The organism is Streptomyces sp. NPDC044921, assembly GCF_056432865.1.
Window position 1 is genome coordinate 346,753 of the sequence record NZ_JBWKIF010000001.1, and the last position, 22,517, is coordinate 369,269.

General features: G+C 72.6%; 21 protein-coding genes and 1 tRNA gene. 11 read left to right on the top strand and 11 right to left on the bottom strand.

The window, feature by feature from the left end; translation table 11 throughout:
- Positions 1 to 84: 84 nt before the first annotated feature.
- A complete protein-coding gene (locus AC07DA_RS01685; RefSeq protein WP_479123523.1) occupies positions 85 to 2,142 on the top strand; it encodes a PTS fructose transporter subunit IIABC in 2,058 nt (685 codons plus the stop codon).
- 120 nt (positions 2,143 to 2,262) lie between these two features.
- Positions 2,263 to 2,418, top strand: coding sequence for a hypothetical protein (locus AC07DA_RS01690; RefSeq protein WP_479123525.1), 156 nt, complete (start codon positions 2,263 to 2,265; stop codon positions 2,416 to 2,418).
- A gap of 16 nt (positions 2,419 to 2,434) precedes the next feature.
- On the opposite strand, the gene AC07DA_RS01695 is transcribed toward AC07DA_RS01690, so the two are convergent.
- From AC07DA_RS01695 to AC07DA_RS01705, 3 genes are all read right to left on the bottom strand, one after another.
- On the bottom strand, positions 2,435 to 3,181 hold the full coding sequence (locus AC07DA_RS01695) for a DUF6227 family protein (RefSeq protein WP_479123526.1): 747 nt from the start codon (positions 3,179 to 3,181) through the stop codon (positions 2,435 to 2,437).
- Positions 3,182 to 3,360: 179 nt separating this feature from the next.
- Entirely contained in the window at positions 3,361 to 4,578 is a 1,218-nt protein-coding gene (locus tag AC07DA_RS01700; protein ID WP_479123528.1) for a L,D-transpeptidase, read from the bottom strand.
- Positions 4,579 to 4,978: 400 nt separating this feature from the next.
- Positions 4,979 to 6,019 (bottom strand): P1 family peptidase, encoded by a 1,041-nt coding sequence (locus AC07DA_RS01705; RefSeq protein ID WP_479123530.1) that lies wholly within the window; start codon positions 6,017 to 6,019, stop codon positions 4,979 to 4,981.
- A 247-nt stretch (positions 6,020 to 6,266) separates the two neighbouring features.
- Between AC07DA_RS01705 and AC07DA_RS01710 the strand changes: the two genes are divergently transcribed.
- The gene (locus AC07DA_RS01710; protein ID WP_479123532.1) at positions 6,267 to 6,446 is read left to right on the top strand and encodes a hypothetical protein; all 180 of its coding nucleotides are present in this window, start codon (positions 6,267 to 6,269) and stop codon (positions 6,444 to 6,446) included.
- A gap of 70 nt (positions 6,447 to 6,516) precedes the next feature.
- On the opposite strand, the gene mscL is transcribed toward AC07DA_RS01710, so the two are convergent.
- The 6 genes from mscL to AC07DA_RS01740 all read right to left on the bottom strand — a co-directional run bounded on the left by mscL (position 6,517) and on the right by AC07DA_RS01740 (position 12,502).
- The gene (gene mscL / locus AC07DA_RS01715) at positions 6,517 to 6,975 is read right to left on the bottom strand and encodes a large conductance mechanosensitive channel protein MscL (protein WP_479123534.1); all 459 of its coding nucleotides are present in this window, start codon (positions 6,973 to 6,975) and stop codon (positions 6,517 to 6,519) included.
- 153 nt (positions 6,976 to 7,128) lie between these two features.
- Positions 7,129 to 7,638, bottom strand: a complete 510-nt coding sequence (locus AC07DA_RS01720; protein ID WP_479123875.1) for a hypothetical protein — start codon at positions 7,636 to 7,638, stop codon at positions 7,129 to 7,131.
- 314 nt (positions 7,639 to 7,952) lie between these two features.
- The gene (locus AC07DA_RS01725; RefSeq protein ID WP_479123535.1) at positions 7,953 to 8,858 is read right to left on the bottom strand and encodes an S-methyl-5'-thioadenosine phosphorylase; all 906 of its coding nucleotides are present in this window, start codon (positions 8,856 to 8,858) and stop codon (positions 7,953 to 7,955) included.
- A 78-nt stretch (positions 8,859 to 8,936) separates the two neighbouring features.
- Positions 8,937 to 9,248 carry an FmdB family zinc ribbon protein gene (locus AC07DA_RS01730; RefSeq protein WP_479123537.1) on the bottom strand — a complete coding sequence of 104 codons (312 nt, stop codon included), beginning with the start codon at positions 9,246 to 9,248 and terminating at the stop codon, positions 8,937 to 8,939.
- Positions 9,249 to 9,315: 67 nt separating this feature from the next.
- A complete protein-coding gene (locus tag AC07DA_RS01735) occupies positions 9,316 to 10,608 on the bottom strand; it encodes an MFS transporter (RefSeq protein WP_479123539.1) in 1,293 nt (430 codons plus the stop codon).
- A gap of 364 nt (positions 10,609 to 10,972) precedes the next feature.
- Positions 10,973 to 12,502, bottom strand: a complete 1,530-nt coding sequence (locus tag AC07DA_RS01740; protein ID WP_479123541.1) for a potassium/proton antiporter — start codon at positions 12,500 to 12,502, stop codon at positions 10,973 to 10,975.
- A gap of 239 nt (positions 12,503 to 12,741) precedes the next feature.
- Between AC07DA_RS01740 and AC07DA_RS01745 the strand changes: the two genes are divergently transcribed.
- Positions 12,742 to 15,606: a penicillin acylase family protein gene (locus tag AC07DA_RS01745; RefSeq protein ID WP_479123542.1), complete on the top strand. Its 2,865-nt coding sequence runs from the start codon at positions 12,742 to 12,744 to the stop codon at positions 15,604 to 15,606.
- A 69-nt stretch (positions 15,607 to 15,675) separates the two neighbouring features.
- Here AC07DA_RS01745 and AC07DA_RS01750 read toward each other — a convergent pair whose 3' ends face one another.
- Positions 15,676 to 16,299: a 5-formyltetrahydrofolate cyclo-ligase gene (locus AC07DA_RS01750; RefSeq protein ID WP_479123543.1), complete on the bottom strand. Its 624-nt coding sequence runs from the start codon at positions 16,297 to 16,299 to the stop codon at positions 15,676 to 15,678.
- A gap of 93 nt (positions 16,300 to 16,392) precedes the next feature.
- Between AC07DA_RS01750 and galU the strand changes: the two genes are divergently transcribed.
- The 7 genes from galU to AC07DA_RS01785 all read left to right on the top strand — a co-directional run bounded on the left by galU (position 16,393) and on the right by AC07DA_RS01785 (position 21,914).
- A complete protein-coding gene (gene galU, locus AC07DA_RS01755; RefSeq protein WP_479123545.1) occupies positions 16,393 to 17,295 on the top strand; it encodes a UTP--glucose-1-phosphate uridylyltransferase GalU in 903 nt (300 codons plus the stop codon).
- Between the two features lie 4 nt (positions 17,296 to 17,299).
- The gene (glp, locus tag AC07DA_RS01760) at positions 17,300 to 18,640 is read left to right on the top strand and encodes a molybdotransferase-like divisome protein Glp (protein WP_479123547.1); all 1,341 of its coding nucleotides are present in this window, start codon (positions 17,300 to 17,302) and stop codon (positions 18,638 to 18,640) included.
- Between the two features lie 82 nt (positions 18,641 to 18,722).
- Complete coding sequence (moaC, locus tag AC07DA_RS01765) at positions 18,723 to 19,232, top strand: cyclic pyranopterin monophosphate synthase MoaC (protein WP_479123548.1); 510 nt, start codon at positions 18,723 to 18,725, stop codon at positions 19,230 to 19,232.
- Complete coding sequence (locus tag AC07DA_RS01770) at positions 19,229 to 19,726, top strand: MogA/MoaB family molybdenum cofactor biosynthesis protein (RefSeq protein WP_479123549.1); 498 nt, start codon at positions 19,229 to 19,231, stop codon at positions 19,724 to 19,726. The genes moaC and AC07DA_RS01770 overlap by 4 nt, the downstream gene beginning before the upstream one ends.
- 26 nt (positions 19,727 to 19,752) lie before the next feature.
- Positions 19,753 to 20,370, top strand: coding sequence for a GNAT family N-acetyltransferase (locus tag AC07DA_RS01775; RefSeq protein WP_479123551.1), 618 nt, complete (start codon positions 19,753 to 19,755; stop codon positions 20,368 to 20,370).
- A 172-nt stretch (positions 20,371 to 20,542) separates the two neighbouring features.
- The gene (gene sepX / locus AC07DA_RS01780) at positions 20,543 to 21,757 is read left to right on the top strand and encodes a divisome protein SepX/GlpR (protein ID WP_479123553.1); all 1,215 of its coding nucleotides are present in this window, start codon (positions 20,543 to 20,545) and stop codon (positions 21,755 to 21,757) included.
- A gap of 83 nt (positions 21,758 to 21,840) precedes the next feature.
- Positions 21,841 to 21,914: transfer RNA gene (locus AC07DA_RS01785), tRNA-Ala, on the top strand.
- Positions 21,915 to 21,992: 78 nt separating this feature from the next.
- Here AC07DA_RS01785 and AC07DA_RS01790 read toward each other — a convergent pair.
- Positions 21,993 to 22,469, bottom strand: a complete 477-nt coding sequence (locus AC07DA_RS01790; protein WP_479123555.1) for a GNAT family N-acetyltransferase — start codon at positions 22,467 to 22,469, stop codon at positions 21,993 to 21,995.
- Between the last annotated feature and the right edge of the window lie 48 nt (positions 22,470 to 22,517).

A 22,517-nucleotide genomic window follows, 5' to 3' on the forward strand; every position in this document is an offset into this window, starting at 1 on the left:
CGCCACCCCCACCCCCCACCCCACCCCCGTCCCCCTTCCCGCCCACCCCACCGACCGGGCGATACGCGTGCTAAGGAGCCCGCGATGAGCGACATGATCACGGCGGAGCTGGTCGACCTCGACCTGTCCGCCGACACCAAGGAAGCGGCGGCCCGTGCCCTCGCCGAGCGCATGGTGGCCCTGGGCCGGGTGACCGACCTGGACGGTTTCCTCGCCGACGTGGCCGCCCGCGAGGCCCAGATGCCGACCGGCCTCGACGGCGGCATCGGCATCCCGCACTGCCGCAGCGAGCACGTCACCGAGCCGACGCTCGCCTTCGGGCGCAGCGCGGCCGGGATCGACTTCGGCGCGGCGGACGGCCCCGCCGACCTGATCTTCCTGATCGCCGCCCCGGCCGGCGCCGACGACGCCCACCTGACGATCCTGTCGTCCCTGGCCCGGCAACTGATGAACAGCGAGTTCACCGACGCCCTGCGCGCGGTGGGCGACCCGGCGGCCGCGGCGGCGCTGATCCGCGGCGACGAGCCGGCGGCGCCCGCCGAGGCGGCCGGCGAAGACCCCGTGGCGTCGGCGGGAGCGGCCTCTCCCGCCGCCGCCACGGTCACCGGCGGGGGCGGCGACGGCACCGCCGCGGGCGAGGACCGCCCGTTCCGCATCGTCGCCGTCACGTCCTGCCCCACCGGCATCGCCCACACCTACATGGCGGCCGAGTCGCTGGAGAACGCCGGCCGCGAGGCGGGCGTCGAACTCACCGTCGAGCCGCAGGGGTCGGCCGGCTTCACCCGGCTCGACCCGCAGGTCATCGCGGCGGCCGACGCCGTGATCTTCGCCCACGACGTGCCCGTACGGGAGAAGGAACGCTTCGCCGGCAAGCCGACCGTCGACGTGGGCGTGAAGGCGGGCATCAACCGCCCCGCCGAGCTCATCGCCGAGGTCCGCGCGAAGGCCGCCCGGGGCGAGGTCACCTCCGGCTCCGCCCCGGCCACCCCCGTGGAGCGCTCCGGCGAGTCCGGCGAGGGCTACGGCACCAAGCTGCGCAAGTGGCTGATGTCCGGCGTCAGCTACATGGTCCCGTTCGTCGCGGCGGGCGGCCTGCTGATCGCCCTCGGCTTCGCGATCGGCGGATACGAGATCAACAAGGCTCCGTCGGTGATGGACCACTTCACCTGGACGCAGGCCGACAGCTGGGCGGCCCTGCTCTTCCAGATCGGCGGCGTCGCCTTCGGCTTCCTCGTCCCCGTCCTGGCCGGCTACATCGCCTACGGCATGGCCGACCGGCCCGGCCTGGTGCCCGGCTTCGTCGGCGGGGCGATCTCGCTCACCATCAACGCGGGCTTCCTGGGCGGTCTGGCCGCCGGCCTCATCGCCGGCGCCGTGGTCATCGCGATCCAGAAGGTGCGGATCCCGGCGGCGATGCGCGGCATCATGCCGGTGGTGGTGATCCCGCTGGTCTCCTCGGCGATCGTCGGGTTCCTGATGTTCGTGGTCATCGGCAAGCCCATCGCCGAGGCCCAGAAGGGCATGACCGACTGGCTGAACGGCCTGTCCGGCTCCAACGCCATCCTGCTCGGCGCCCTCCTCGGCCTGATGATGTGCTTCGACCTCGGCGGCCCCGTCAACAAGGTCGCCTACACCTTCGCCACCGCCGGCATCGCCGTCGCCAGCCCCAGCGACTCGGCGATGAAGATCATGGCCGCGGTGATGGCCGCCGGTATGGTGCCGCCGCTGGCCATGGCCCTGGCGACGACCGTGCGCGGCAAGCTCTTCACACAGACCGAACGCGAGAACGGCAAGGCCGCCTGGGTGCTCGGCGCCTCCTTCATCTCCGAGGGCGCGATCCCCTTCGCCGCGGCCGACCCGCTGCGCGTCATCCCCGCCTCGATGGCGGGCGGCGCCCTCACCGGCGCCCTGTCGATGGCCTTCGGCGCCACCCTGCGCGCCCCGCACGGCGGCATCTTCGTGGTCCCGCTGATCGGCAACCCGCTGCTCTACCTGGTCGCCATCGCCGCGGGCGTCTGCGTCACCACCGCCCTGGTCGTCCTCCTGAAGGGCCTGCGCAAGCCCGCCCCCGGCACCGGCGCGGCCCCCGGCCAGAGCACCGCAACCCCCGCCGCGGAGCGGAAGCAGCCGGTGGCGGCCTGACGAGACCCGCCGCGGGACGTCCCTTTCGGGGGGTGTGAGCTGTTCATGCCGCCTGCGAGATAGATCACGAAAATCACGGCCCGGGACCGATGTCCCGGGCCGTGGTGTCTACTGGGGCGCATGCCCGATCACGTCTTTCGGTGGCCCGAGGGCCACTCCCTCCCCGCCCTCCCGCAGCAGCGGCAGACGGGCTCCCGGGCGGAGTCCGTGGAACTGAGCCCCGAGGAGCAGGACGCCTTCGCGGAACTGGTCCGCCACCTCGGCACAGACCGCTGAACCGCGCCGGGGCGCGCTACGACGACTGCGCCGCCCGCCGCTCCATCGCCTCACGCGCCGCGTCCTCGCTGAGGTACACCTCGCACATGTGCCGCCCGTCCGGTGTCGCCGTGTGCTCGACCTCCCACAGGGACAGCTCCTCGCCGTCGCGCAGCAGGAACGCGTGCTCGTAGAGCGTGAAGCCCAGACCGACCCGGCCCGCACGGCAGGGGCGGCCGAAGGCCTGCGTGATCTGGTGGCCGGACGCCGTGGCCAGCCGGGCCGCCGTCTCCGCGCCCGGCCGGTCCGTGTTCTCCGCCCGGCGCAGTAAACGGCGCGCGTGGTCCGCCGAGTCCTCCGCCGCGTAGGAGGGCCGGGGTGTGAGGGCCGGGGACAGCTGCACCGTCACCGGCAGCTCGAAGTCCGGCGTGTCCGGCGGCAGCGGGAGCCGTGAGGTCGCCGCGCGCAGCTCCTCCTCGTCGACGTACACCTCGTGCTGCGGCTCGCTGCCCGGCGCGGTGTTGTGGACGAGCTCCCAGAGCGTGAGCGACGAGCCGTCGGCCAGCAGCCACGTGTGCCGGTACGTCTCCCGGTGCAGGCCCGCGCTGTGGTGCGCGGAGTGCAGCGAACCGTCGTGCGCCAGCGCGCAGTCCAGCCGCCTTATCGTCTCGTCCGGTAGCTCGAAGGAGTTCAGGGCGCGGCCGAGGAGTCGCGCGAGGTGCTCCTCCGGAGACTCGGGCGAGTCATGGGGTTCGTACGCTGCCGTCTCGTACGGAACGCTCAAGGTTTCTCCCGGCGTTGCTGCATGTCACCTTGTGGGTGCATACCGTAGCCCCTCGGTCGGACATCATGTCCGGGAACCGAGAAAACGTACGTGCAGGAAAACGCGCGGGCCGCGCGAAATGTTCCCGCGCGGCCCGGCCGGTTCGTCAAAAACCCCTGTTGAAGCGGTGGTTCCGGAGCTCAGGAGGCGCTGCCCGCGGCCCACTGGCTCCAGGCCATGTTCCATCCGTTGAGCCCGTTGTCCGGCGCCACCGTCTTGTCGGGCGAGTTCTTCACGATCACCACGTCCCCGATGAGGGAGTTGTCGTAGAACCACTTGGCGGGCGTGCTGCCCCCGGCGCCCCGGACGTCCGCGAGGCCGACGCAGCCGTGGCTGGTGCCCTGGCGGCCGAAGGGCGGATTGCCCTTGTTGTACCAGTAGTTGCCGTGGAGGAACGTCCCGGACGTCGTCAGGCGCATCGCGTGCGGCACGTCCGGGATGTCGTACTCCCCGCCCAGCCCGACCGTCCGGCTGTTCATCCGCGTCTGCACGAACTTCTCGGAGATCACCATCTGCCCGTTGTACGTGGTGTGTTCCGGGCTGCCCGCCGAGATCGGGACCGACCTGACCGTCTTGCCGTCCCGCACGACCGTCATGGTCTGCGTGTTCGCGTCGACCGTCGAGACCTGCGAGCGCCCGACGGTGAAGGTGACCGTCTTCTTCTGCACGCCGAAGACGCCGTTCGCGCCCTCCACCCCGTCCAGGTCGATCTTCATCGTGACCTTGGACCCGGCCTTCCAGTACTCCTCGGGCCGGAAGTCGAGCCGCTGCCCGTTGAACCAGTGCCCGACCACCTTCTGCCCGCTGCTGGACGTGACCGAGATGTGCGACTGCACGGCCTTGCGGTCGGTGATCGCCTTGTCGAAGGTGAACGACACCGGCATGCCCACGCCGACCGTGGTGCCGTTGTCCGGCGTGTACGTCCCGATGAAGCTGTTCGACGACGTGACCGTCGTGAAGATGGAGTTGGCCGCGGCCGTCCGGCCGTCGGCGTCCTTGGCGGTCGCGGATATCCGGTACTTCGTCCCGCGCTCCAGCTGCTCCTTCGGCTTCCACACCGTGCCGTCGGCGGAGAGCGAGCCCGGTACGGCCTGCCCGCTGCCGGCCACCGTCATCTTCACGTCCGTCAGCCTGCCGTCGCTGACCTTCACGCCGGTCCTGTTGATGGACGCGTCGGTCGAACCGTCCTCCGCCGAGATGGCGATCCTGGCCACGGACGTCTTGGCGGCGCCCTCGCCGCCCTTCCCGTCGCCCTCGGCGTTGGCACTGCCACCGCACGCGGTGAGCGTCAGGGCGCCGACCACCAGGGCGGCACAGGCCCCCAGTACGCGCCGCGCTGCAATGTCCGGCGTTGTCACGGGCTGCCCCCAGTTCGTCTGATGTGCGTGATCCGCTCCAGTACGTGGGAGAAGAGGGGACCGGCGTCCGGTCGGGTTCCGTCCGTGCGCGGTGAACGCCGTCACGTGACAGAACCGCGACAAAGTCCGGTCCCGCCATGCCATCGCCGCGTGCGGACAGCCCACCACCGTGCGTGGGCTCGCCACCGTGCCTGGGCTCGCCACCGTGCGTGGGCTCACGCCGTGTGCTGAGGGCACACCGTCGTGCGCGGGCCCACCACCGTGCGCGGACGCGTCGCCGTGCGCTGAGGGCCCACCACCGTGCGTGGGCTCACCACCGTGCCTGGGCTCACGCCGTGCGCTGAGGCCTATCGCCGTGCGCGGGCCCGCCCGGACGCATCGCCGCGCGTGGACGGCCCGTTCAGCCCCCCGGGTACAACTCGCCGTACGCCGGCCACGTCCCGCCCGGCCCGTCGACCGACCCGGCGGCCCGCACGGCGCGCACGATCGCCCGCGTCACGACGTCCGCACCCGCCGCGAGGACCTCGTTGAGCGCGAGGGGGTCGGTGGCCTCCAGGGCGCGGTCGCCCGTCGCCAGCGCGAACACCGTGTCCCCGTCGTTCAGGAGATGCACCGGCCGCACCGCGCGGGCGATGCCGTCGTGGGCCGTGCCGGCCAGCTTCTGCGCCTGCGCCTTCGTCAGGTCCGCGTCCGTGGCGACCACGGCGAGCGTGGTGTTCAGCGGCGGAGGCGTGCTCCGCGCGGACGTCTCGGCGAGCCGCCGCCGCGCTGCCTCGTGCACCTCCGGCGGCGGGTACACGACCCGCCCTTGGAACAACTCCCCGTACAGCACCCCCGTTTCCGGATCCAGCACGGAACCCGCCGCGTTGGCCACCGCCAGTGCCGCCACCGTGACCCCGGAGCCGAGCACCGTGCTCGCGCTGCCGACGCCGCCCTTCACCACTCCGACGACCGCGCCCGTGCCCGCGCCCACACAGCCCTGCGGCACCGGCGCGCCCGGCTGGCTCGCCGCGGCCGCCTCGACCGCCGCCCGCCCCAGGGCCGCGTCGGGCCGGGCCCTGAAGTCGCCGCCGCGCCCCAGATCGAAGACGCACGCCGCGGGCACCACCGGCACCACGTGCGCCGGGTCCGCCCCGACCCGGATCCCGCGTCCCCGTTCCTCCAGCCAGGCCATCACCCCCGACGCCGCGTCGAGCCCGTACGCGCTGCCGCCGGTCAGGACCACCGCCTCGACCTTGCGCACCACGTTGCGCGGGTCCAGCGCGTCCGTCTCCTTGGTGCCGGGACCGCCGCCCCGTACGTCCACGGCGGCCACGGCCCCGCCCTCCGGGGCGAGGACCACCGTGGTGCCGGTGAGCCAGCCGTCGCCGGCGCGGGTCGCGTGACCCACCCGCAGACCGGCCACATCCGTCAGAGCGTCCATCCGAGCCTCGACTGTCATGGCGCACAGTCTCGTCCAGAGGGCGGCCCGCGCGGATGCCCGAACCGGCAGGTGCCGTCTCAGGCTGCCCGGCCGGAAGCCGCGTGGGTCCTCTCGCCGGTCGCGTCGCCGGCGTCTCTCCCACGACCGCCGACAGCGCGCACACCAGGCCCGCCGCGAGCACCGCCCAGTCACCCAGGAACGGAGATCATGATTCCCAGCACGACAGAAGGCGCCGGGATTTTCTCCGCGACCGTACCCTGGACGCATGAGCTCCGCCCCCGACCCCGAGCCCCGTGCGCCGAAGCCCGCGCTGGTCTTCGACGACCCTCTCGACCAGCAGTCCTCCGACGACACCGACCGCGGCTGGGGCGAGCGCACCGACTCCGGCGGGGGCGCGGCCGACCTCAGACGCTTCCTCGACGAGAAGCCGCCGCACCACCTCTGAGGCATCCGGCCGGCCGCCGGCCGCGGGGAACCGGCCGCCGTGAGCGGCACCCGGACCGCCGTCCCGAGCGCTACCGCCGGTCGTGCCCCGAGCCGCGCTGCGCGACCAGGGCGTCCCGGATCTCCTTCAGGACCTCCAGCTCGGTCACCTCGATGACCTCCTGCGTGCCCTCCTTCGCCTTCCGGCGGGCCTCCACCCGCGCCAGGTACTTCGCCATGGGCAGGACCATCAGGAAATAGACGACCGCTGCCGTGATCACGAAGCTCAGGGTGGCGCCGAGGACGGAGCCCCACAGGATCTGGATGCCCTTCTCGCCCTCGCAGGTCGTGCTCAGGCAGGAGCTGTAGTGGTCGAGGTTCTTGGTCCCGATGGCGCCGACGACCGGGTTGATGATTCCCTTCACCACGGCGTTGACGATGTTGGTGAAGGCGGCACCGATCACCACCGCCACCGCCAGATCGACGACGTTCCCGCGCATCAGGAAGGCCTTGAAGCCCTCCCAGACGCTCGGTTCCTTCTTCTCGCTCACCTGGGGGCCTCTCCTCGTACGCGCAGCTCGTGGAAGAAAACGCTCCGCAACCTACGGCACCGTTGGACCGAAGCGAGCACCTGGGTGCCTCCCACGAGGGACGTGCTCGAACCACGCGCCGCGGTACCGCACCCACCGCACTCGCGGCGGCGGTCACCACAGCGTCACCGCCAGCCGTGCGGTGGCGCTCGCGCCCGCCAGCCGGGCGGCGGTGGCACGCGGCACCGACAGCACGATCAGCGCCCCGCCGTCGGAGGCGCCCTCCACCGGCTCCGGCACCTCGGTCACCCTGGCTCCGCGGGCGACGACCCGGGCGTCCCCGCCCGCCGCCGTCTGGTCGGCGGCGATGACGTCGACCCGGTCGCCGGGCCGCAGCAGCCGTACGGTCGCGGCGTCGGCGATCCGGACCGGGGCCGTCACGGCCCGTGCGGCGGACCGCGTGCGCGCGGGTTGCTCCCCGGACACCCGCGTGGCGTGCGCGGGGGGCTCGGCCCGGGGGTGCCCACGGGCTCCCTCGGCGCCCCGGGGTCCGGCCGCCACCAGCGCGGTCGCGGTGACCGCGAGCCCCACGGCCAGGGCCCGCCGACGGTTGCGCAGGAGCCGGCCGCGGCCGCCGCTCACCCGCACGGGTGCGAACCGCGGCACCTCTCGCGCCGCCGGCACCTCGGGCCCGGGCGGGAGCGAGGCCGACCAGGACGGCGGGGTGCGGAGCGGGGAGGACGGAGCGAGGGACACGGGGACCACCACCTGCGACGAGGGACCGGCTTGCGCTCCCCACGATGAGGCGTCCCCCCGAGCCCCGCTCAGACCTGTGGACGCACCGCCGGGCTGTGGACAACCCCCTCACCCGAACGACAGGTTCCACCCCCACGCCCTGGCCAGCCCGACCCCCTCCGGCCCGCTCCGACCCCCTCCGGCCCGCTCCGGCCCCCTCCGGCCTGCTCCGGCCTGCTCCGGGTCCCTCCGGCGACGCCCGTCTACGGCAACGCGAACCCCGGATCCATCCCACCCAGCGCACTCACACACAGACAGTCCCGCTCGTCCGACTCCGGCAGCCCGGCCACCGCGTCGAACAGCACCCCGCGCAGCCGGTCGACGTTCGCCGCGAACACCCGCAGCACCTCGTCGTGCGAGACGCCCTCGCCGGTCTCCGCACCGGCGTCGAGGTCGGTGACCAGCGTCAGCGACGTGTAGCAGAGCTCCAGTTCACGGGCGAGCGCCGCCTCGGGATGGCCGGTCATGCCCACCACCGACCAGCCCTGCGCCTGGTGCCACAGCGATTCGGCGCGGGTCGAGAAGCGCGGCCCCTCGACCACGACCAGCGTGCCGCCGTCCACCGGAGCCCAGTCCCGCCCGCGTGCCGCCTTCAGGGCGACGGCCCGCCCGGTGGGGCAGTAGGGGTCGGCCAGCGACACGTGCACGACGTTCGGCACCGTGCCGTCGGGCAGCGGCAGCCCGTCGAAGTAGGAGTTCGCGCGGGACTTGGTGCGGTCGACCAGCTGGTCCGGCACCAGCAGTGTGCCCGGCCCGTACTCGGGGCGCAGCCCGCCCACCGCGCAGGGGGCGAGCACCTGGCGCACGCCGACCGAGCGCAGCGCCCACAGGTTGGCCCGGTAGTTGATCCGGTGCGGCGGCAGGTGGTGGCTGCGGCCGTGCCGGGGCAGGAAGGCGACCCGCCGGCCGGCGACCTCGCCGAGGAAGAGGGAGTCGCTGGGCGGCCCGTACGGGGTGTCGACCCGGACCTCGGTCACGTCGTCGAGGAAGGAGTAGAACCCGGAACCCCCGATGACGCCGATCCCGGCGCTCGCCGCGCTTCCCGCGCTCTCCGCACCACCCCTGCCCGCAGAGTCCGTCGAGGCCGTCGCGTTCGCGTTGTTCGCCATGCCCGCACCCTAACCGCACCCGGGAACGCCGAGGACCCCGTCGCCGGGAGGGCGACGGGGTCCCGTGAGGATCAGGCCTTACGCGGCGGTGGTGCTGCTGCTCGTGGAGCTGCTGCCGGCACTCGACGACGCACTCGACGAGCTCGACGAGCCGGAGTCCGAGGTCGAGGAAGAGCTCGACGACTTCGACGCCGGGGAGCTGCTGGACGAGGAGCCGCGGCTGTCGTTCCGGTAGAAGCCGGAGCCCTTGAAGACAATGCCGACCGCCGAGAACACCTTCTTCAGGCGGCCCTGGCAGCTGGGGCACTCGGTCAGGGCGTCGTCGGTGAACTTCTGCACCGCCTCGAGGCCCTCGCCGCACTCGGTGCACTGGTACTGGTAGGTGGGCACTGTCTTCCTCCTGGCACTCTCACTCGATGAGTGCTAACGACGCTCCATAGTGACGTATTCCGGCCGCTCAGTCCACTGCGACCGGCACGCGGTGACCCACGCCACGTGCGACGGTCCGCCCCTGGTCGCGTGAGGCGAGCCGGGAACGCAGGGCCAGCAAGGTCGCCAGGGCGAGCACGGTGCCGCCCATCGGCACTAGGAAACCGGCGCCGTCCCAGAGGCGGTCCTCCAGCTGGCCGGCGACCGTGACGGCCGCCGCCTGGCCGAGTGCCACCGCGCCGGTCAGCCAGGTGAAGGCCTCCGTGTGGGCTCCGGCCGGGACCAGGGACTCCACCAGGGTGTAGCCGGTGATCAGGGCGGGCGCGATGCACACGCCGACCAGCAGGCCCAGGCCGGCGAGGACCGGCACCGAGTGGGCGGCCCACAGGCCGGACGCGGTCAGCGCGAGCGCGGCGTAGCCGACGACCAGGCGCCGCTGCGGTGCCACCTTCCAGGCGATCGCGCCGCACACCAGGCCGGAGAGCATGTTGCCCGCGGCGAAGACGCCGTACAGGACGCCGTTCAGGCCGGGCTCGCCGATGGACTCGGTGAACGCCGCCAGGGAGACCTGCATTCCGCCGAAGACCGTGCCGATGCCCAGGAAGGTCACGATCAGCACGCGCACCCCGGGGACCCGCAGGGCCGACGTGTGCTCCACGCGCGTGTGGCCGCGGTCCGAGACCGCGGGCTGGGTGCTCTTCTGCGCGGCGAACAGCAGACCGCCGACCAGGGTCAGCGAGGCCTCCGTGACCAGCCCCGCGGCCGGGTCGACGGCCGTGCACAGGGCCGTGGCCAGCAGCGGCCCGACGACGAAGGTCAGCTCGTCCGTGACGGACTCGAAGGCCGCCGCGGTGGTCATCAGGGGCGAGTCCTTGAGCTTGACGCCCCAGCGGGCCCGCACCATGGGCCCGACCTGCGGCACCGAGGCGCCGGTCGGGACGGCCGCGGCGAACAGCGCCCACAGGGGCGCGTCCATGAGGGCCAGCCCGGTCAGCGTCAGACCGGACAGGGTGTGCAGCAGCACCCCGGGGATCAGCACGGCGCGCTGCCCGTACCGGTCGGCGAGACGGCCGGTGTACGGCGCGAACAGGGCCATGGAGACACCGGTGACGGCCGCGACGGCGCCCGCGGCCCCGTAGGAGCCGGTGGTGTGCTGCACCAGCAGCACGATGGAGATCGTCAGCATCGCGAACGGCTGGCGCGCCGCGAAACCGGGGAGCAGGAACGTCCAGGCGCCGCGGGTGTGCAGCAGCCGGCCGTATCCCGGGCGGGCGGAAGCCGACGGGTTTTCCGGCGTCTTCGAGGTGACCGTGGATGCCACGGCCCGTGCCTTTCTGCCGCCTGGTAGCGCGGCCCCGTCAGCGGGCGGCGCCGAGAGCTGTCCTCTTGCGCGGAACTGCGGTAGATGCCGGGGCCCGGTGAGGAGGGGTGTCCCGACCGCCATACGGTCGCGCCAGCTCTGCGTCAGGCAGAGTTGGTTCGATCTGGGTACGCCTTCATCTTACAGGGATCAAGGGCGGGCCGGCCTGTGAAAAGGGGCACCACGAACCGGCCCGCCTTGGGATTCGCCAAACGGGGCGAATCACCCATCAGAAACTCGCCCCGCCAGGAACCCGCCCCGCCAGGGACCCGCCCCGTCAGGGTCCCGCCCCGTCAGGGTCCCGCCCCGCCAGGGACCCGCCCCGTCAGGGTCCCGCCCCGTCCGTGCCCAGCCACCCGGCCAGCTTGCCCCCGTGCCCGACCGCCCGCAGCCGGCTCTCGGTCGCGTCCCGGACGGGGTCGGTGGCGACCACGAGGAGCTCGTCGCCGCGCTGCAGAACCGTCGTCGGCAACGGGACGAACGATTCCCCTCCGCGCACCACGAGCGTCACGGCCGAGCCGTGCGGCAGCCGCAGCTCCGCCACCTCCACGCCGTGCATCTTCGACCCCTCGGGGATCACGACGGACAGCAGATGCCCGCGCAGCCGCTCCAGCGGGGCCGACTCGATGCCGAGGTCGGCCGCCTCGGAGTCCTCGCCGAGCCGCAGCGTGCGGCCCAGCCAGGGCAGCGTCGGGCCTTGAACGAGGGTGTAGACGACGACCAGGACGAAGACGATGTTGAAGATCCGGTCGCTGCCCGCGACGCCCTTCACCATTGGGATGGTCGCCAGGATGATGGGCACCGCTCCGCGCAGCCCGGCCCAGGACATCAGCGCCGACTCCCGCCAGGGCACCCGGAACGGCGCCAGGCAGGCGAACACGCCCAGCGGACGCGCCACCATGGTCAGGACCAGCCCGATGACCAGCGCGGGCACGATGTCGTCGCCCAGCTCGTGGGGGGTGACCAGCAGGCCGAGCATGACGAACATGCCGATCTGCGCCAGCCAGCCCAGCCCGTCGGCGAAGCCGCGGGTGGCCGGCCAGTGCGGCAGCCGGGCGTTGCCCATCACCATCGCGGCCAGGTACACCGCGAGGAAGCCGCTGCCGTGGGCGAGCGCGCCCGCGGCGTACGCCACCACGGCGATCGCCATGACGGCGATCGGGTACAGGCCGGACGCGGGCAGCGCCACGTGCCTGAGCCCCCAGGCGCCCAGCCAGCCCACCGCGAGCCCGATGGCCGCGCCGATCGCCAGCTCCAGCAGGATCACGCCCAGCAGCACGTACCAGTGCTCGACCGGTCCGGCCGTGGACAGGGACACCACGAGGATGACCACGGGGGCGTCGTTGAAGCCGGACTCCGCCTCCAGCGTGCCCTTCACGCGCGCGGGGAGCGGGATCTTGCGCAGCACGGAGAACACGGCCGCCGCGTCGGTCGAGGAGACGACCGCCCCGATGATCAGTGCCTGCCGCCACTCCAGCCCGACCAGGTAGTGCGCCGCCGACGCCGTGACCCCGACGCTCACCGCCACACCGGCCAGCGCCAGCGCCGTGGCGGCCGGCATCACCGGCTCGATCTCCTTCCACTTCGTGCCCAGGCCGCCCTCGGCCAGGATCACGACCAGCGCCGCGTAGCCGATGACCTGGGTCAGCTCGGCGTTGTCGAAGTGGATGTCCCCGATGCCGTCCTGGCCCATGGCGACGCCGATGCCCAGGTACACGAGCAGGCTGGGGAGCCCGCTGCGCGAGGAGATCCGTACCGCTGCGACGGCGACGAGCAGGACGAGCGAGCAGACGAGCAGGAGCTGGTTGAGGTGGTGGACAGTCAGCGGCCGATTCCTTCCCTGGCCCGCACGCACGCGCGCGTGGGCTCACGTACATCGCACACGAAGTGGGTGGCGCAGCGCGCCGACTACTTCGTTACCTTACCTAACTCTTGACGATTTCTTGACGCTCGGCAGGGCAAGATCGAACGTCCGTCCGTGCCGGTTCCCGACTCCGCGTCAAGGGGCGCAAGGCCCTGCGCCTATCGTTGCTCCAGCGCTCAGTTAAAAGCACAGCCGAACCTGCCGCTCGACTTAGGACAGCAAGGACAGCGATGCCCCCCAACACCACCGCCTCCACGGGTCAGCAGCCCGGCAAGTCCGGCAGGAGAAAGGGGCGCAAAGCACGTCTGATCGTGCTCGTCCTGGTGCTGGCCGTCATCGGAGGCGTCGCCTTCGGGGCGTACTGGTCGATCAGCACCGTCCGGGCGTCCTTCCCGCAGACCAAGGGCACCCTCACGCTGAAGGGCCTCTCGGGACCCGTCGAGGTCAAACGCGACGACCACGGCATCCCGCAGATCTACGCCTCCTCCGACGCGGACCTGTTCATGGCCCAGGGCTACGTCCAGGCCCAGGACCGCTTCTACGAGATGGACGTCCGCCGCCACATGGCCGCCGGACGCCTGTCGGAGATGTTCGGCAAGAGCCAGGTCGACAACGACGAGTTCCTGCGCACCCTGGGCTGGGACCGGGTCGCCAAGCGGGAGTACGACACCAAGCTGTCGGCCGCCACGAAGAAGTACCTCCAGGCCTACGCCGAGGGGGTCAACGCCTACCTCCAGGGCAAGGACGGCGAGGACATCTCCCTGGAGTACGCGGCGCTGGGCTTCACCAACGACTACAAGCCGCAGAAGTGGACCCCGGTCGACTCGGTCTCCTGGCTGAAGGCGATGGCCTGGGACCTGCGCGGCAACATGCAGGACGAGATCGACCGCGCCCTGCTCACCAGCCGCCTGGGCCCGAAGCAGATCGCCGAGCTGTACCCGCAGTACCCGTACAGCCGGAACAAGGCGATCGTCCAGGAGGGCCAGTACAGCGAGCTGACCGGCGTGTTCGAGCAGGGCGGCAGCGCCGGCGCCTCCGGCACGAGCGGCACCTCGGGCACCGCCGGAACGGCCGGGACCGGCGGCACCGCGGGCACGTCCGGCACGAGCGGCACCGCGGGCACGTCCGGCACCGCGGGCACGTCCGGCACCGCGGGCACCGGCGCGGGCACCGGCGGCGCCGCCTCCGGCACCTCCGGCCTGGACGGCCAGCTCTCCGGCCTCACCCGGGTCCTGGACGACCTCCCGCCGGCCGTCGGCGTGAACGGCGACGGCATCGGCTCCAACTCCTGGGTCGTCAGCGGGAAGCACACCATCACCGGCAAGCCGCTGCTGGCCAACGACCCGCACCTGTCGCCCTCGCTGCCGTCGGTCTGGTACCAGATGGGCCTGCACTGCCGCAGCGTCTCCAGCACCTGCCAGTACGACGTCACCGGCTACACCTTCGCCGGCATGCCGGGCGTGATCATCGGTCACAACCAGGACATCGCCTGGGGGATGACCAACTCCGGCGTGGACGTCACGGACCTCTACCTGGAGAAGATCACCGGCGAGGGCTACCTCTACGACGGCAAGGTCAGGCCGTTCCAGACCCGCGAGGAGACCATCCGGGTCGCCGGCGGCTCGCCCAAGAAGATCGTCGTCCGCGAGACCAACAACGGGCCCCTGCTCTCCGACCGCGACGAGGAACTCGTGAAGGTCGGCAAGAAGGCCACCGTCGACACGGCCGCGCCCGACCGCGGCGACGGCTACGGCGTCGCGCTGCGCTGGACCGCGCTGCAGCCGGGCACCACCATGGAGGCCGTCTTCGCCATGAACCGGGCGAAGAACTGGACCGACTTCCGCAAGGCCGCCGCCCTGTTCGACGTGCCGTCGCAGAACCTGGTCTACGCCGACACCGAGGACCACATCGGCTACACCCTGCCGGGGAGGATCCCCACCCGCGCGGAGGGCTTCGACGGCTCCCTGCCGGCGCCCGGCTGGGACCCGGAGTACCGCTGGACCGGTTACGTCCCGCAGGACGAGCTGCCCTACGAGTACGACCCGGACCGCGGTTACATCGTCACCGCCAACCAGGCCGTGATCGACGAGGACAAGTACCCCTACACCCTCACCACGGACTGGGGCTACGGCACGCGCAGCCAGCGGATCACCGACCTGATCCAGTCGAAGATCAAGGACGGCGGCAAGATCTCGACCGACGACATGCGCCAGATGCAGCTCGACAACAGCAGTGAGATCGCCCGGCTGCTGGTGCCCACGCTGCTGAAGATCGACACCGAAGACAAGGACGTCCGCGAGGCCCAGAAGCTCCTGGAGGGCTGGGACTACACCCAGGACGCCGACTCGGCGGCCGCCGCCTACTTCAACGCCGTCTGGCGCAACGTCCTCAAGCTGGCCTTCGGCAACAAGCTGCCCAAGGAGCTGCGGCCCAGGGGACAGTGCCTGTGGGTCAAGCCGGTCAACACCACCGGCCCCGCCGACGAGGTCCAGGAGGTCCGCGAGTGCGGGCAGCGCGACCCCGACCGGGCGCAGCCCGACGGCGGCGACCGCTGGTTCGAGGTGGTCCGCAAGCTGATGGACCAGCCGAAGAGCGACTGGTGGAGGACGCCCGAGGTCGGCACCCGCGACGGCGCCGTCAACCGCGACCAGCTGTTCAAGCGGGCCATGGTCGACGCCCGCTGGGAGCTGACCGCCAAGCTCGGCAAGGACATCGACACCTGGAGCTGGGGCCGGCTGCACCGCCTGTTCCTGAAGAACCAGACCCTCGGCACCGCGGGACCCGGCTTCCTCCAGTACGCCCTCAACCGCGGCCCCTGGGAGCTCAGCGGCGGCGAGGCGACGGTGAACGCGACCGGCTGGAACGCCGCCGGCGGCTACGGCGTGGTGTGGGTGCCGTCCATGCGGATGGTGGTGAACCTCGGCGACCTCGACAAGTCCCGCTGGATCAACCTCACCGGCGCCTCCGGGCACGCCTACAACGCGCACTACGTCGACCAGACCGACAAGTGGGCCGACGGCGAGCTGCTGCCCTGGTCCTTCTCGGACCGGGCGGTCGAGAACGGCACGGCCGACAAACTGGTGCTCAAGCCGTGAGCCGCTGAACAAGGCGGCGACGCACGGCGAACGGCCCTCCACGCACGCGTGGAGGGCCGTTTCTCCGCGTCAGGGCCCCGGCCGGAACCGCCGCACGCCCGAGGGCGTCACCACCGCGTGCACCGGCCGGTCGTGCGGCTCCGCCGGGACGTGGCCGACGACCTCGGCGTCGTACAGCAGCACCACCAGCGCCGGGTGCGCCCCCGCACGCTCCAGCCGGGCCAGCACCCGGTCGTACGAGCCTCCGCCCCGGCCCAGGCGCATCCCGCGCGTGTCGACCGCGAGCCCCGGCAGCAGCACCGCGTCCGCCGCGGTCACCGCGTCCGGCCCGAGGCGTCGGCCCGCCGGCTCGAAGAGGGCCATCCGGCCGCCGTGCCGGACCCGTGCGAGCGACTCCTTGCCCTCGTACCGGCCCCAGTCGAGGTCGTTGTCGGGCAGGAGCACCGGCAGCAGCACGCGCACGCCCCGGGCGCGCAAGGCGTCCAGGAGCGCGAGCGTTCCGGGCTCGCTCCCCACGGAGACGTACGCGGCGACCGTGCCGGCCCGCGCCAGCTCGGGCAGCTCCAGGGCGCGCCCGGCCAGAGCGGCCGAGGCTTCCCGCAGGTCATCCGCCGTCAACCTGTCCCTCGCCGTGAGGATCCCGCGCCGCAAACTCCGCTTGTCAGGCTCGCCCGGACGTGTGATGTGCCTCAATGGTCGCTCCCGTACCGTCGCAATACGCTCATATGAGCGCCTATGATCCGGAGCCGCAGATTCCATCCAAAGGCACCGGATAGGGTGGCGGGCATGACTCAGGCGCACCCTCGGATCAGCAAGGCTGTCATTCCCGCAGCAGGACTCGGCACCCGGTTCCTGCCGGCCACCAAGGCGACTCCCAAGGAGATGCTGCCGGTGGTGGACAAGCCCGCGATCCAGTACGTGGTCGAGGAAGCCGTCGCGGCCGGTCTCGACGACGTCCTCATGGTGACGGGCCGCAACAAGCGCCCCCTCGAGGACCACTTCGACCGCAACTACGAGCTGGAGTCGGCGCTCCAGAAGAAGGGCGACGCCGACCGCCTCGCCAAGGTGCAGGAGTCCAGCGACCTGGCGACCATGCACTACGTCCGCCAGGGCGACCCCAAGGGCCTCGGCCACGCCGTGCTGTGCGCCGCCCCGCACGTCGGCCACGAGCCCTTCGCGGTCCTCCTCGGCGACGACCTGATCGACCCCCGCGACCCGCTGCTGCAGCGCATGGTCGAGGTGCAGGAGCAGCGCGGCGGCAGCGTCATCGCGCTCATGGAGGTCGCCCCGGAGCAGATCCACCTCTACGGCTGCGCCGCCGTGGAGACCACCGAGGACAGCGACGTCGTCAGGGTCAGCGGCCTGGTCGAGAAGCCCGACCCGGCCGACGCCCCCTCCCACTACGCGGTCATCGGCCGCTACGTCCTCGACCCGCACATCTTCGACATACTGCGCCGGACCGAGCCGGGCCGCGGCGGCGAGATCCAGCTCACGGACGCCCTGCAGCAGCTCGCCGAGGACGAGAAGATCGGCGGCCCGGTGCACGGCGTGGTCTTCAAGGGCCGCCGCTATGACACCGGCGACCGCGGTGACTACCTGCGTGCCATCGTCCGACTCGCGTGCGAACGTGAGGACCTGGGCCCGGACTTCCGGACCTGGCTTCGCAGTTACGTAGCCGAGGAGATGTAGCACGTTGAGCAGCGCCGCGCCCCGCGTCACGCACCAGGACCACTCGGGCCCCGACCACCTGTGGTCGGTGGAGGAGCACCTGGAGGACATCCTCGCCACCGTCCGGCCCCTGGAGCCGATCGAGCTGCACCTGCTCGACGCCCAGGGCTGCGTCCTCGTCGAGGACGTCACGGTGCCGGTGTCCCTGCCGCCCTTCGACAACAGCTCGATGGACGGCTACGCGGTGCGGGTCGCGGACGTGGCGGGCGCGAGCGAGGAGTTCCCGGCGGCCCTGGAGGTCGTCGGGGACGTCGCCGCCGGTCAGTCCGCCCTGCTCCAGGTGGGGCCAGGCCAGGCCGCGCGCATCATGACGGGCGCCCCGCTGCCGCCCGGCGCCGAGACGGTCGTGCCGGTGGAGTGGACCGACGGCGGGCTCGGCGAGGGTCCCGTCCGCGGCATGCGCGCCCGCAGCCTCGGCCCCGAGGGCGCCACCGGCCAGGTGCAGGTCTACCGCCCGGCCGGGGCTCGCGCGCACGTGCGCGCGAAGGGCAGCGACGTCAAGGCCGGCGACCGCGCCCTGGAGGCCGGTACGATCCTCGGCCCGCCGCAGATCGCCCTGCTCGCCGCGATCGGCCGCGGCACCGTGCGCGTGCGCCCGCGCCCGCGCGTGGTGGTGCTCTCCACCGGCAGCGAACTCGTCCCGCCCGACGGGGAACTGCGCACGGGTCAGATCTACGACTCCAACAGCTTCGCCCTCACCGCCGCCGCCCGTGACGCCGGCGCCCTCGCCTACCGCGTGGGCGCCGTCGCCGACGACGCCGAGACCCTGCGCTCCACCATCGAGGACCAACTGGTCCGGGCCGACCTGATGGTCACCACGGGCGGGGTGAGCGTCGGCGCCTACGACGTCGTCAAGGAGGCCCTGTCCCACGTCGCGGACGAGGACGAGCCCGGCAGCGGAGTGGAGTTCCGCAAGCTGGCCATGCAGCCGGGCAAGCCCCAGGGCTTCGGCTCCATCGGCCCCGACCACACGCCGCTGCTGGCCCTGCCCGGCAACCCGGTCTCGTCGTACGTCTCCTTCGAGCTGTTCGTCCGCCCCGCCATCCGCGCCCTCATGGGTCTGCCGGACGTCCACCGCCCCACGACCCGGGCCACCCTGGCCGCCGGCACGGCGCTGACCTCGCCGAAGGGCCGCCGCCAGTTCCTGCGCGGCAGGTACGAGGACGGCCGGGTCACCCCGGTCGGCGGCGCCGGCTCCCACCTGGTCGCGGCCCTCGCCCACGCCGACGCGCTGATCGTCGTCCCCGAGGACACCGAGTCCGTCGAGCCCGGCACCGAGGTCGAGGTGATCCTGCTCGGCCGGTAGCCGCTGGTTGGGGGTAGCGTGTCGCGCACAGCAGGCCCGTGCGCCGCACCGCGACGGGCCCGGACCGGGAGCGCCACACAGCATGAGCACGCAGGACCCAGGCACGCAGGACGGCTCCACACAAGGCGGGCTGACGCACCTCGACGAGGCGGGCGCCGCCCGCATGGTCGACGTGTCGGAGAAGGACGTGACCGCGCGCACCGCGCGCGCCAGCGGACGCGTCCTCGTCTCGCCCCGCGTGATCGAGCTGCTGCGCGGCGAGGGCGTCCCCAAGGGCGACGCCCTCGCGACCGCGCGGATCGCCGGGATCATGGGAGCCAAACGCACCCCCGACCTGATCCCGCTCTGTCACCCGTTGTCGGTCTCCGGTGTGAGACTGGACCTGTCGGTCGCGGACGACGCCGTGGAGATCCTGGCCACCGTGAAGACCACGGATCGCACGGGCGTCGAGATGGAGGCCCTCACGGCGGTCTCCGTCGCCGCGCTCACCGTGATCGACATGGTCAAGGCGGTGGACAAGGGAGCGGTCATCACGGACGTACGGGTCGAGGAGAAGACGGGCGGCAAGTCGGGCGACTGGAGCCGGGCATGACGTACCGCGCTCTGGTCGTGACGGCCTCCAACCGGGCCGCCGCGGGCATCTACGAGGACAAGGGCGGCCCGCTGATCGCCGACGGCCTGGAGCGCTTCGGCTTCGAGGTCGAGGGTCCGCAGGTCGTCCCCGACGGGGGCCCGGTGGAGGCGGCCCTGCGCGCCGGTGTGGAGGCCGGCTACGACGTCATCGTCACCACCGGCGGCACGGGCATCTCACCCACCGACCGCACCCCCGAGGCCACGCGCCGGGTGATCGATTACGAGGTGCCCGGCATCGCCGAGGCCATCCGGGCGTTCGGCCGGGAGAAGGTGCCGACGGCGGCGCTCTCCCGGGGCCTGGCCGGAGTGGCCGGACGCACCCTGATCGTCAACCTGCCCGGTTCCGGCGGCGGTGTGAAGGACGGTCTCGCCGTGCTGGAACCGCTGCTGGTCCACGCCGTCGAGCAGCTGCGCGGCGGTGACCACCCCAGGTCCGACGGGGGTGCGAGCTGAACAGCCCATCCTGGCCCGTCGAGCTGGTGGAGGGCGACATCGTCCTCCGGCCGATAAAGCTGCGCGACCAGCGGGCGTGGCGCGAGGTCAACCGGCGCAACCGCGACTGGCTGCGCCCCTGGGAGGCGACGATTCCGCCGCCCACGCCCGGCGGGCCGATCGCGCACCGCCCGACCTTCCGCCAGATGGTCCGCCACCTCCGATCGGAGGCGAACGCGGGCCGGATGCTGCCTTTCGTCATCGAGTACCAGGGGCGGCTGGTCGGGCAGCTGACGGTCGCCGGGATCACCTGGGGCTCGATGTGCTCGGGGCACGTCGGGTACTGGGTCGACGAGGCGGTGGCCGGACGCGGGGTGATGCCGACGGCGGTGGCGCTCGTCGTCGACCACTGTTTCCGCACCGTCGGACTGCACCGCGTCGAGGTCTGCATTCGTCCCGAGAACGGCCCGAGCCGCCGGGTGGTGGAAAAGCTCGGATTCCGCGAGGAGGGACTCCGGCCCCGCTATCTCCACATCGACGGAGCCTGGCGCGACCACCTCGTCTTCGCGCTCACGGCGGAAGAGGTGCCGGACGGTTTGCTCAGGCGCTGGCAGCGGGCACGATCGGAGAGTAATCCGGGAATGCGGCCACACCCCGGAAATTGAATATATGTTCGAAATTGATCGGCTGGTGACCGTCTCGGGGCGAGGAATTCTCGGCCTCGGTGGTGTGCTGATCGCATCAGTCGCAAAAAAAGTTCGAAATATCAGCCAGATCGTGCGACACACCGGCTCAATTGGCAGATGGCCTCACGCAAACCCCTCTACGGTGTGAGGCGTGAGCAGCAGCGGCCTCATCTACGCAGTCATTGTCGGGGCCTGGGCCGCCTACTTGGTGCCGATGTGGCTCCGTAGGCAGGACGAGCTGAACGAGGCCCGTCCGACGGAACGCTTCAGCACCGCCATCCGGCTCCTGTCCGGAAAGGCGGCCATGGAGCGCCGGTACGCCAAGGACCTGCGGGCGCGCTCCGCCGAGGAGGAGGAGCGGGACGCCGACGCCCCGGACGCCGTCACCGAGTCGGTGGACGTCCGGGCCTTCGCGGTGTCCAAGACCCGCCCCCAGACCCAGGCGCCCCTCCCGTCGCCCGCCCCCGGGCGGCCGGCCCGTCCGGCACCGGACGCGGCCCGCCCCGAACGCGGGCCGGGCGGCGCGGCCGCCGCGCGGCGCGGTGCGTCGGCGCGGGCGGACCAGGCGGCCGCGGCACGGGCCCGGCGCTCGAAGGTGCTCGCGCGCCGCAGGCGCACCACCACCATGCTCTTCCTCGCCTTCACCCTCGGCGCGATCGTCGCCGCGGTCGGAGGCCTGGCGTTCCTGTGGGCCCCGGGCGTGCCCGCCGTGATGCTCAGCGTGTACATCGCGTACCTGCGCTCCCAGGAGCGCCGCCGCTTCACCTACCAGATGGACCGCCGCCGGGCCGAGGCCGCCGCCCAGCGGCTGCGGGAGCGGCAGCGCCAGCCCCGCCGGCGTCCCCTGGCCGAGGACGAGGCCGACGAACCGGAGGAGGGACCCGAGCCGGTGACCGACCCCGGCCTGTCGGCCCTCGCGGCCGACCGGCGCGCCCTCGTCGAGCAGACCGACCACGCGGAGTGGGTCGACCAGCAGCGCGAGCGGCAGCGGCGGCCCGGCCAGGGCGACAGCTGGGAGCCGGTGCCGGTGCCCCTGCCGACCTACGTGACCGCGCCGGTGGCGCCCCGGGCGACCAGCGACGTGGACCTCGGCGCCCCCGACACCTGGAGCTCGGCGCGGTCGAGCACGGTCACCCCCGAGGGGGCGGAGGAGACGGCCGCCCCCGCCGGCCCGGTCGCGGCGGAGCCCCACGCGCCCGACGGGACGGACGGCAACGGGCGCCGTGACGCACCGCCGCCCGCCCGGAAGCGCTCGCGCGGCGGGAACCCCGCCGCGGCCTCCGCGCGGCGGGCGCGGGAGCGCGGCCGCACGCCGCTGTTCGACCAGTACGAGGACGGGGACCGGCCCCGGGCCGCCAACGAGTAGCCCCGCTCACAGGCGCGCGGCCGCCGCTCGGGAACGGATTTTTATGCGGGCCGATCGGGGTGCTAGAGTTTCACTCGTTGCAAGGGCCTGTGGCGCAGTCCGGTAGCGCACCTCGTTCGCATCGAGGGGGCCAGGGGTTCAAATCCCCTCAGGTCCACGCAGCTTCGAGCCCCTGTCGGCGCAAGCCGACAGGGGCTCTGCTCTGTTCGCGGGCCCCGCAGGGCGCTTCGGCTCGTCAGAGCCGCTTCGCGAAGCAGCGACTGGCCTCGTGGTGGCGGTAGTAGCCGAACTTGGCGCACGGCTCGTAACCGCTGGACGTGTACAGGGCGATGGCCTCCGGCTGCTTGGTGCCGGTCTCCAGGACCATGCGGACGCGGCCGGCCGCGCGGGCGTCCTCCTCCAGGGCCGCCAGCACGCGGCGGGCCAGACCCCGGCCGCGCATCTGCTCGATCACGTACATGCGCTTCAGCTCGGCGTCGCCGTCCACGTTGCCCTCGCCGTTCGCGTCCTGGGCGCGCCAGCCGCCCGAGGCGACGGGCGTGCCGTCCTCGTCGTACGCGATCAGGTAGGTGCCGTTCGGCGGGGCGAAGTCCGCGGCGGCCATGGGCGTGGCGTCGCCGTCGTCCCCGTAGCGGAGGGCGTATTCGGCCTGGACCTGGTCGTTCAGCTTCACGGCGTCGGGGTGGTCGAAGGAGACCCGGCGTATGCGCATGCCGACCACCGTATGCGATCCGGATCTGGACCCGGTCCAGGGTGCCGG

Bases quoted from the DNA above. Each gene is read 5' to 3' on its own strand.
- galU (WP_479123545.1), top strand. From the start codon at position 16,393: ATGACTCAGGCGCACCCTCGGATCAGCAAGGCTGTCATTCCCGCAGCA.
- AC07DA_RS01790 (WP_479123555.1), bottom strand. From the start codon at position 22,469: ATGCGCATACGCCGGGTCTCCTTCGACCACCCCGACGCCGTGAAGCTG.
- AC07DA_RS01745 (WP_479123542.1), top strand. From the start codon at position 12,742: ATGCCCCCCAACACCACCGCCTCCACGGGTCAGCAGCCCGGCAAGTCC.
- AC07DA_RS01705 (WP_479123530.1), bottom strand. From the start codon at position 6,019: ATGACAGTCGAGGCTCGGATGGACGCTCTGACGGATGTGGCCGGTCTG.
- moaC (WP_479123548.1), top strand. From the start codon at position 18,723: ATGAGCACGCAGGACCCAGGCACGCAGGACGGCTCCACACAAGGCGGG.
- AC07DA_RS01710 (WP_479123532.1), top strand. From the start codon at position 6,267: ATGAGCTCCGCCCCCGACCCCGAGCCCCGTGCGCCGAAGCCCGCGCTG.
- AC07DA_RS01770 (WP_479123549.1), top strand. From the start codon at position 19,229: ATGACGTACCGCGCTCTGGTCGTGACGGCCTCCAACCGGGCCGCCGCG.
- AC07DA_RS01685 (WP_479123523.1), top strand. From the start codon at position 85: ATGAGCGACATGATCACGGCGGAGCTGGTCGACCTCGACCTGTCCGCC.
- AC07DA_RS01725 (WP_479123535.1), bottom strand. From the start codon at position 8,858: ATGGCGAACAACGCGAACGCGACGGCCTCGACGGACTCTGCGGGCAGG.
- AC07DA_RS01690 (WP_479123525.1), top strand. From the start codon at position 2,263: ATGCCCGATCACGTCTTTCGGTGGCCCGAGGGCCACTCCCTCCCCGCC.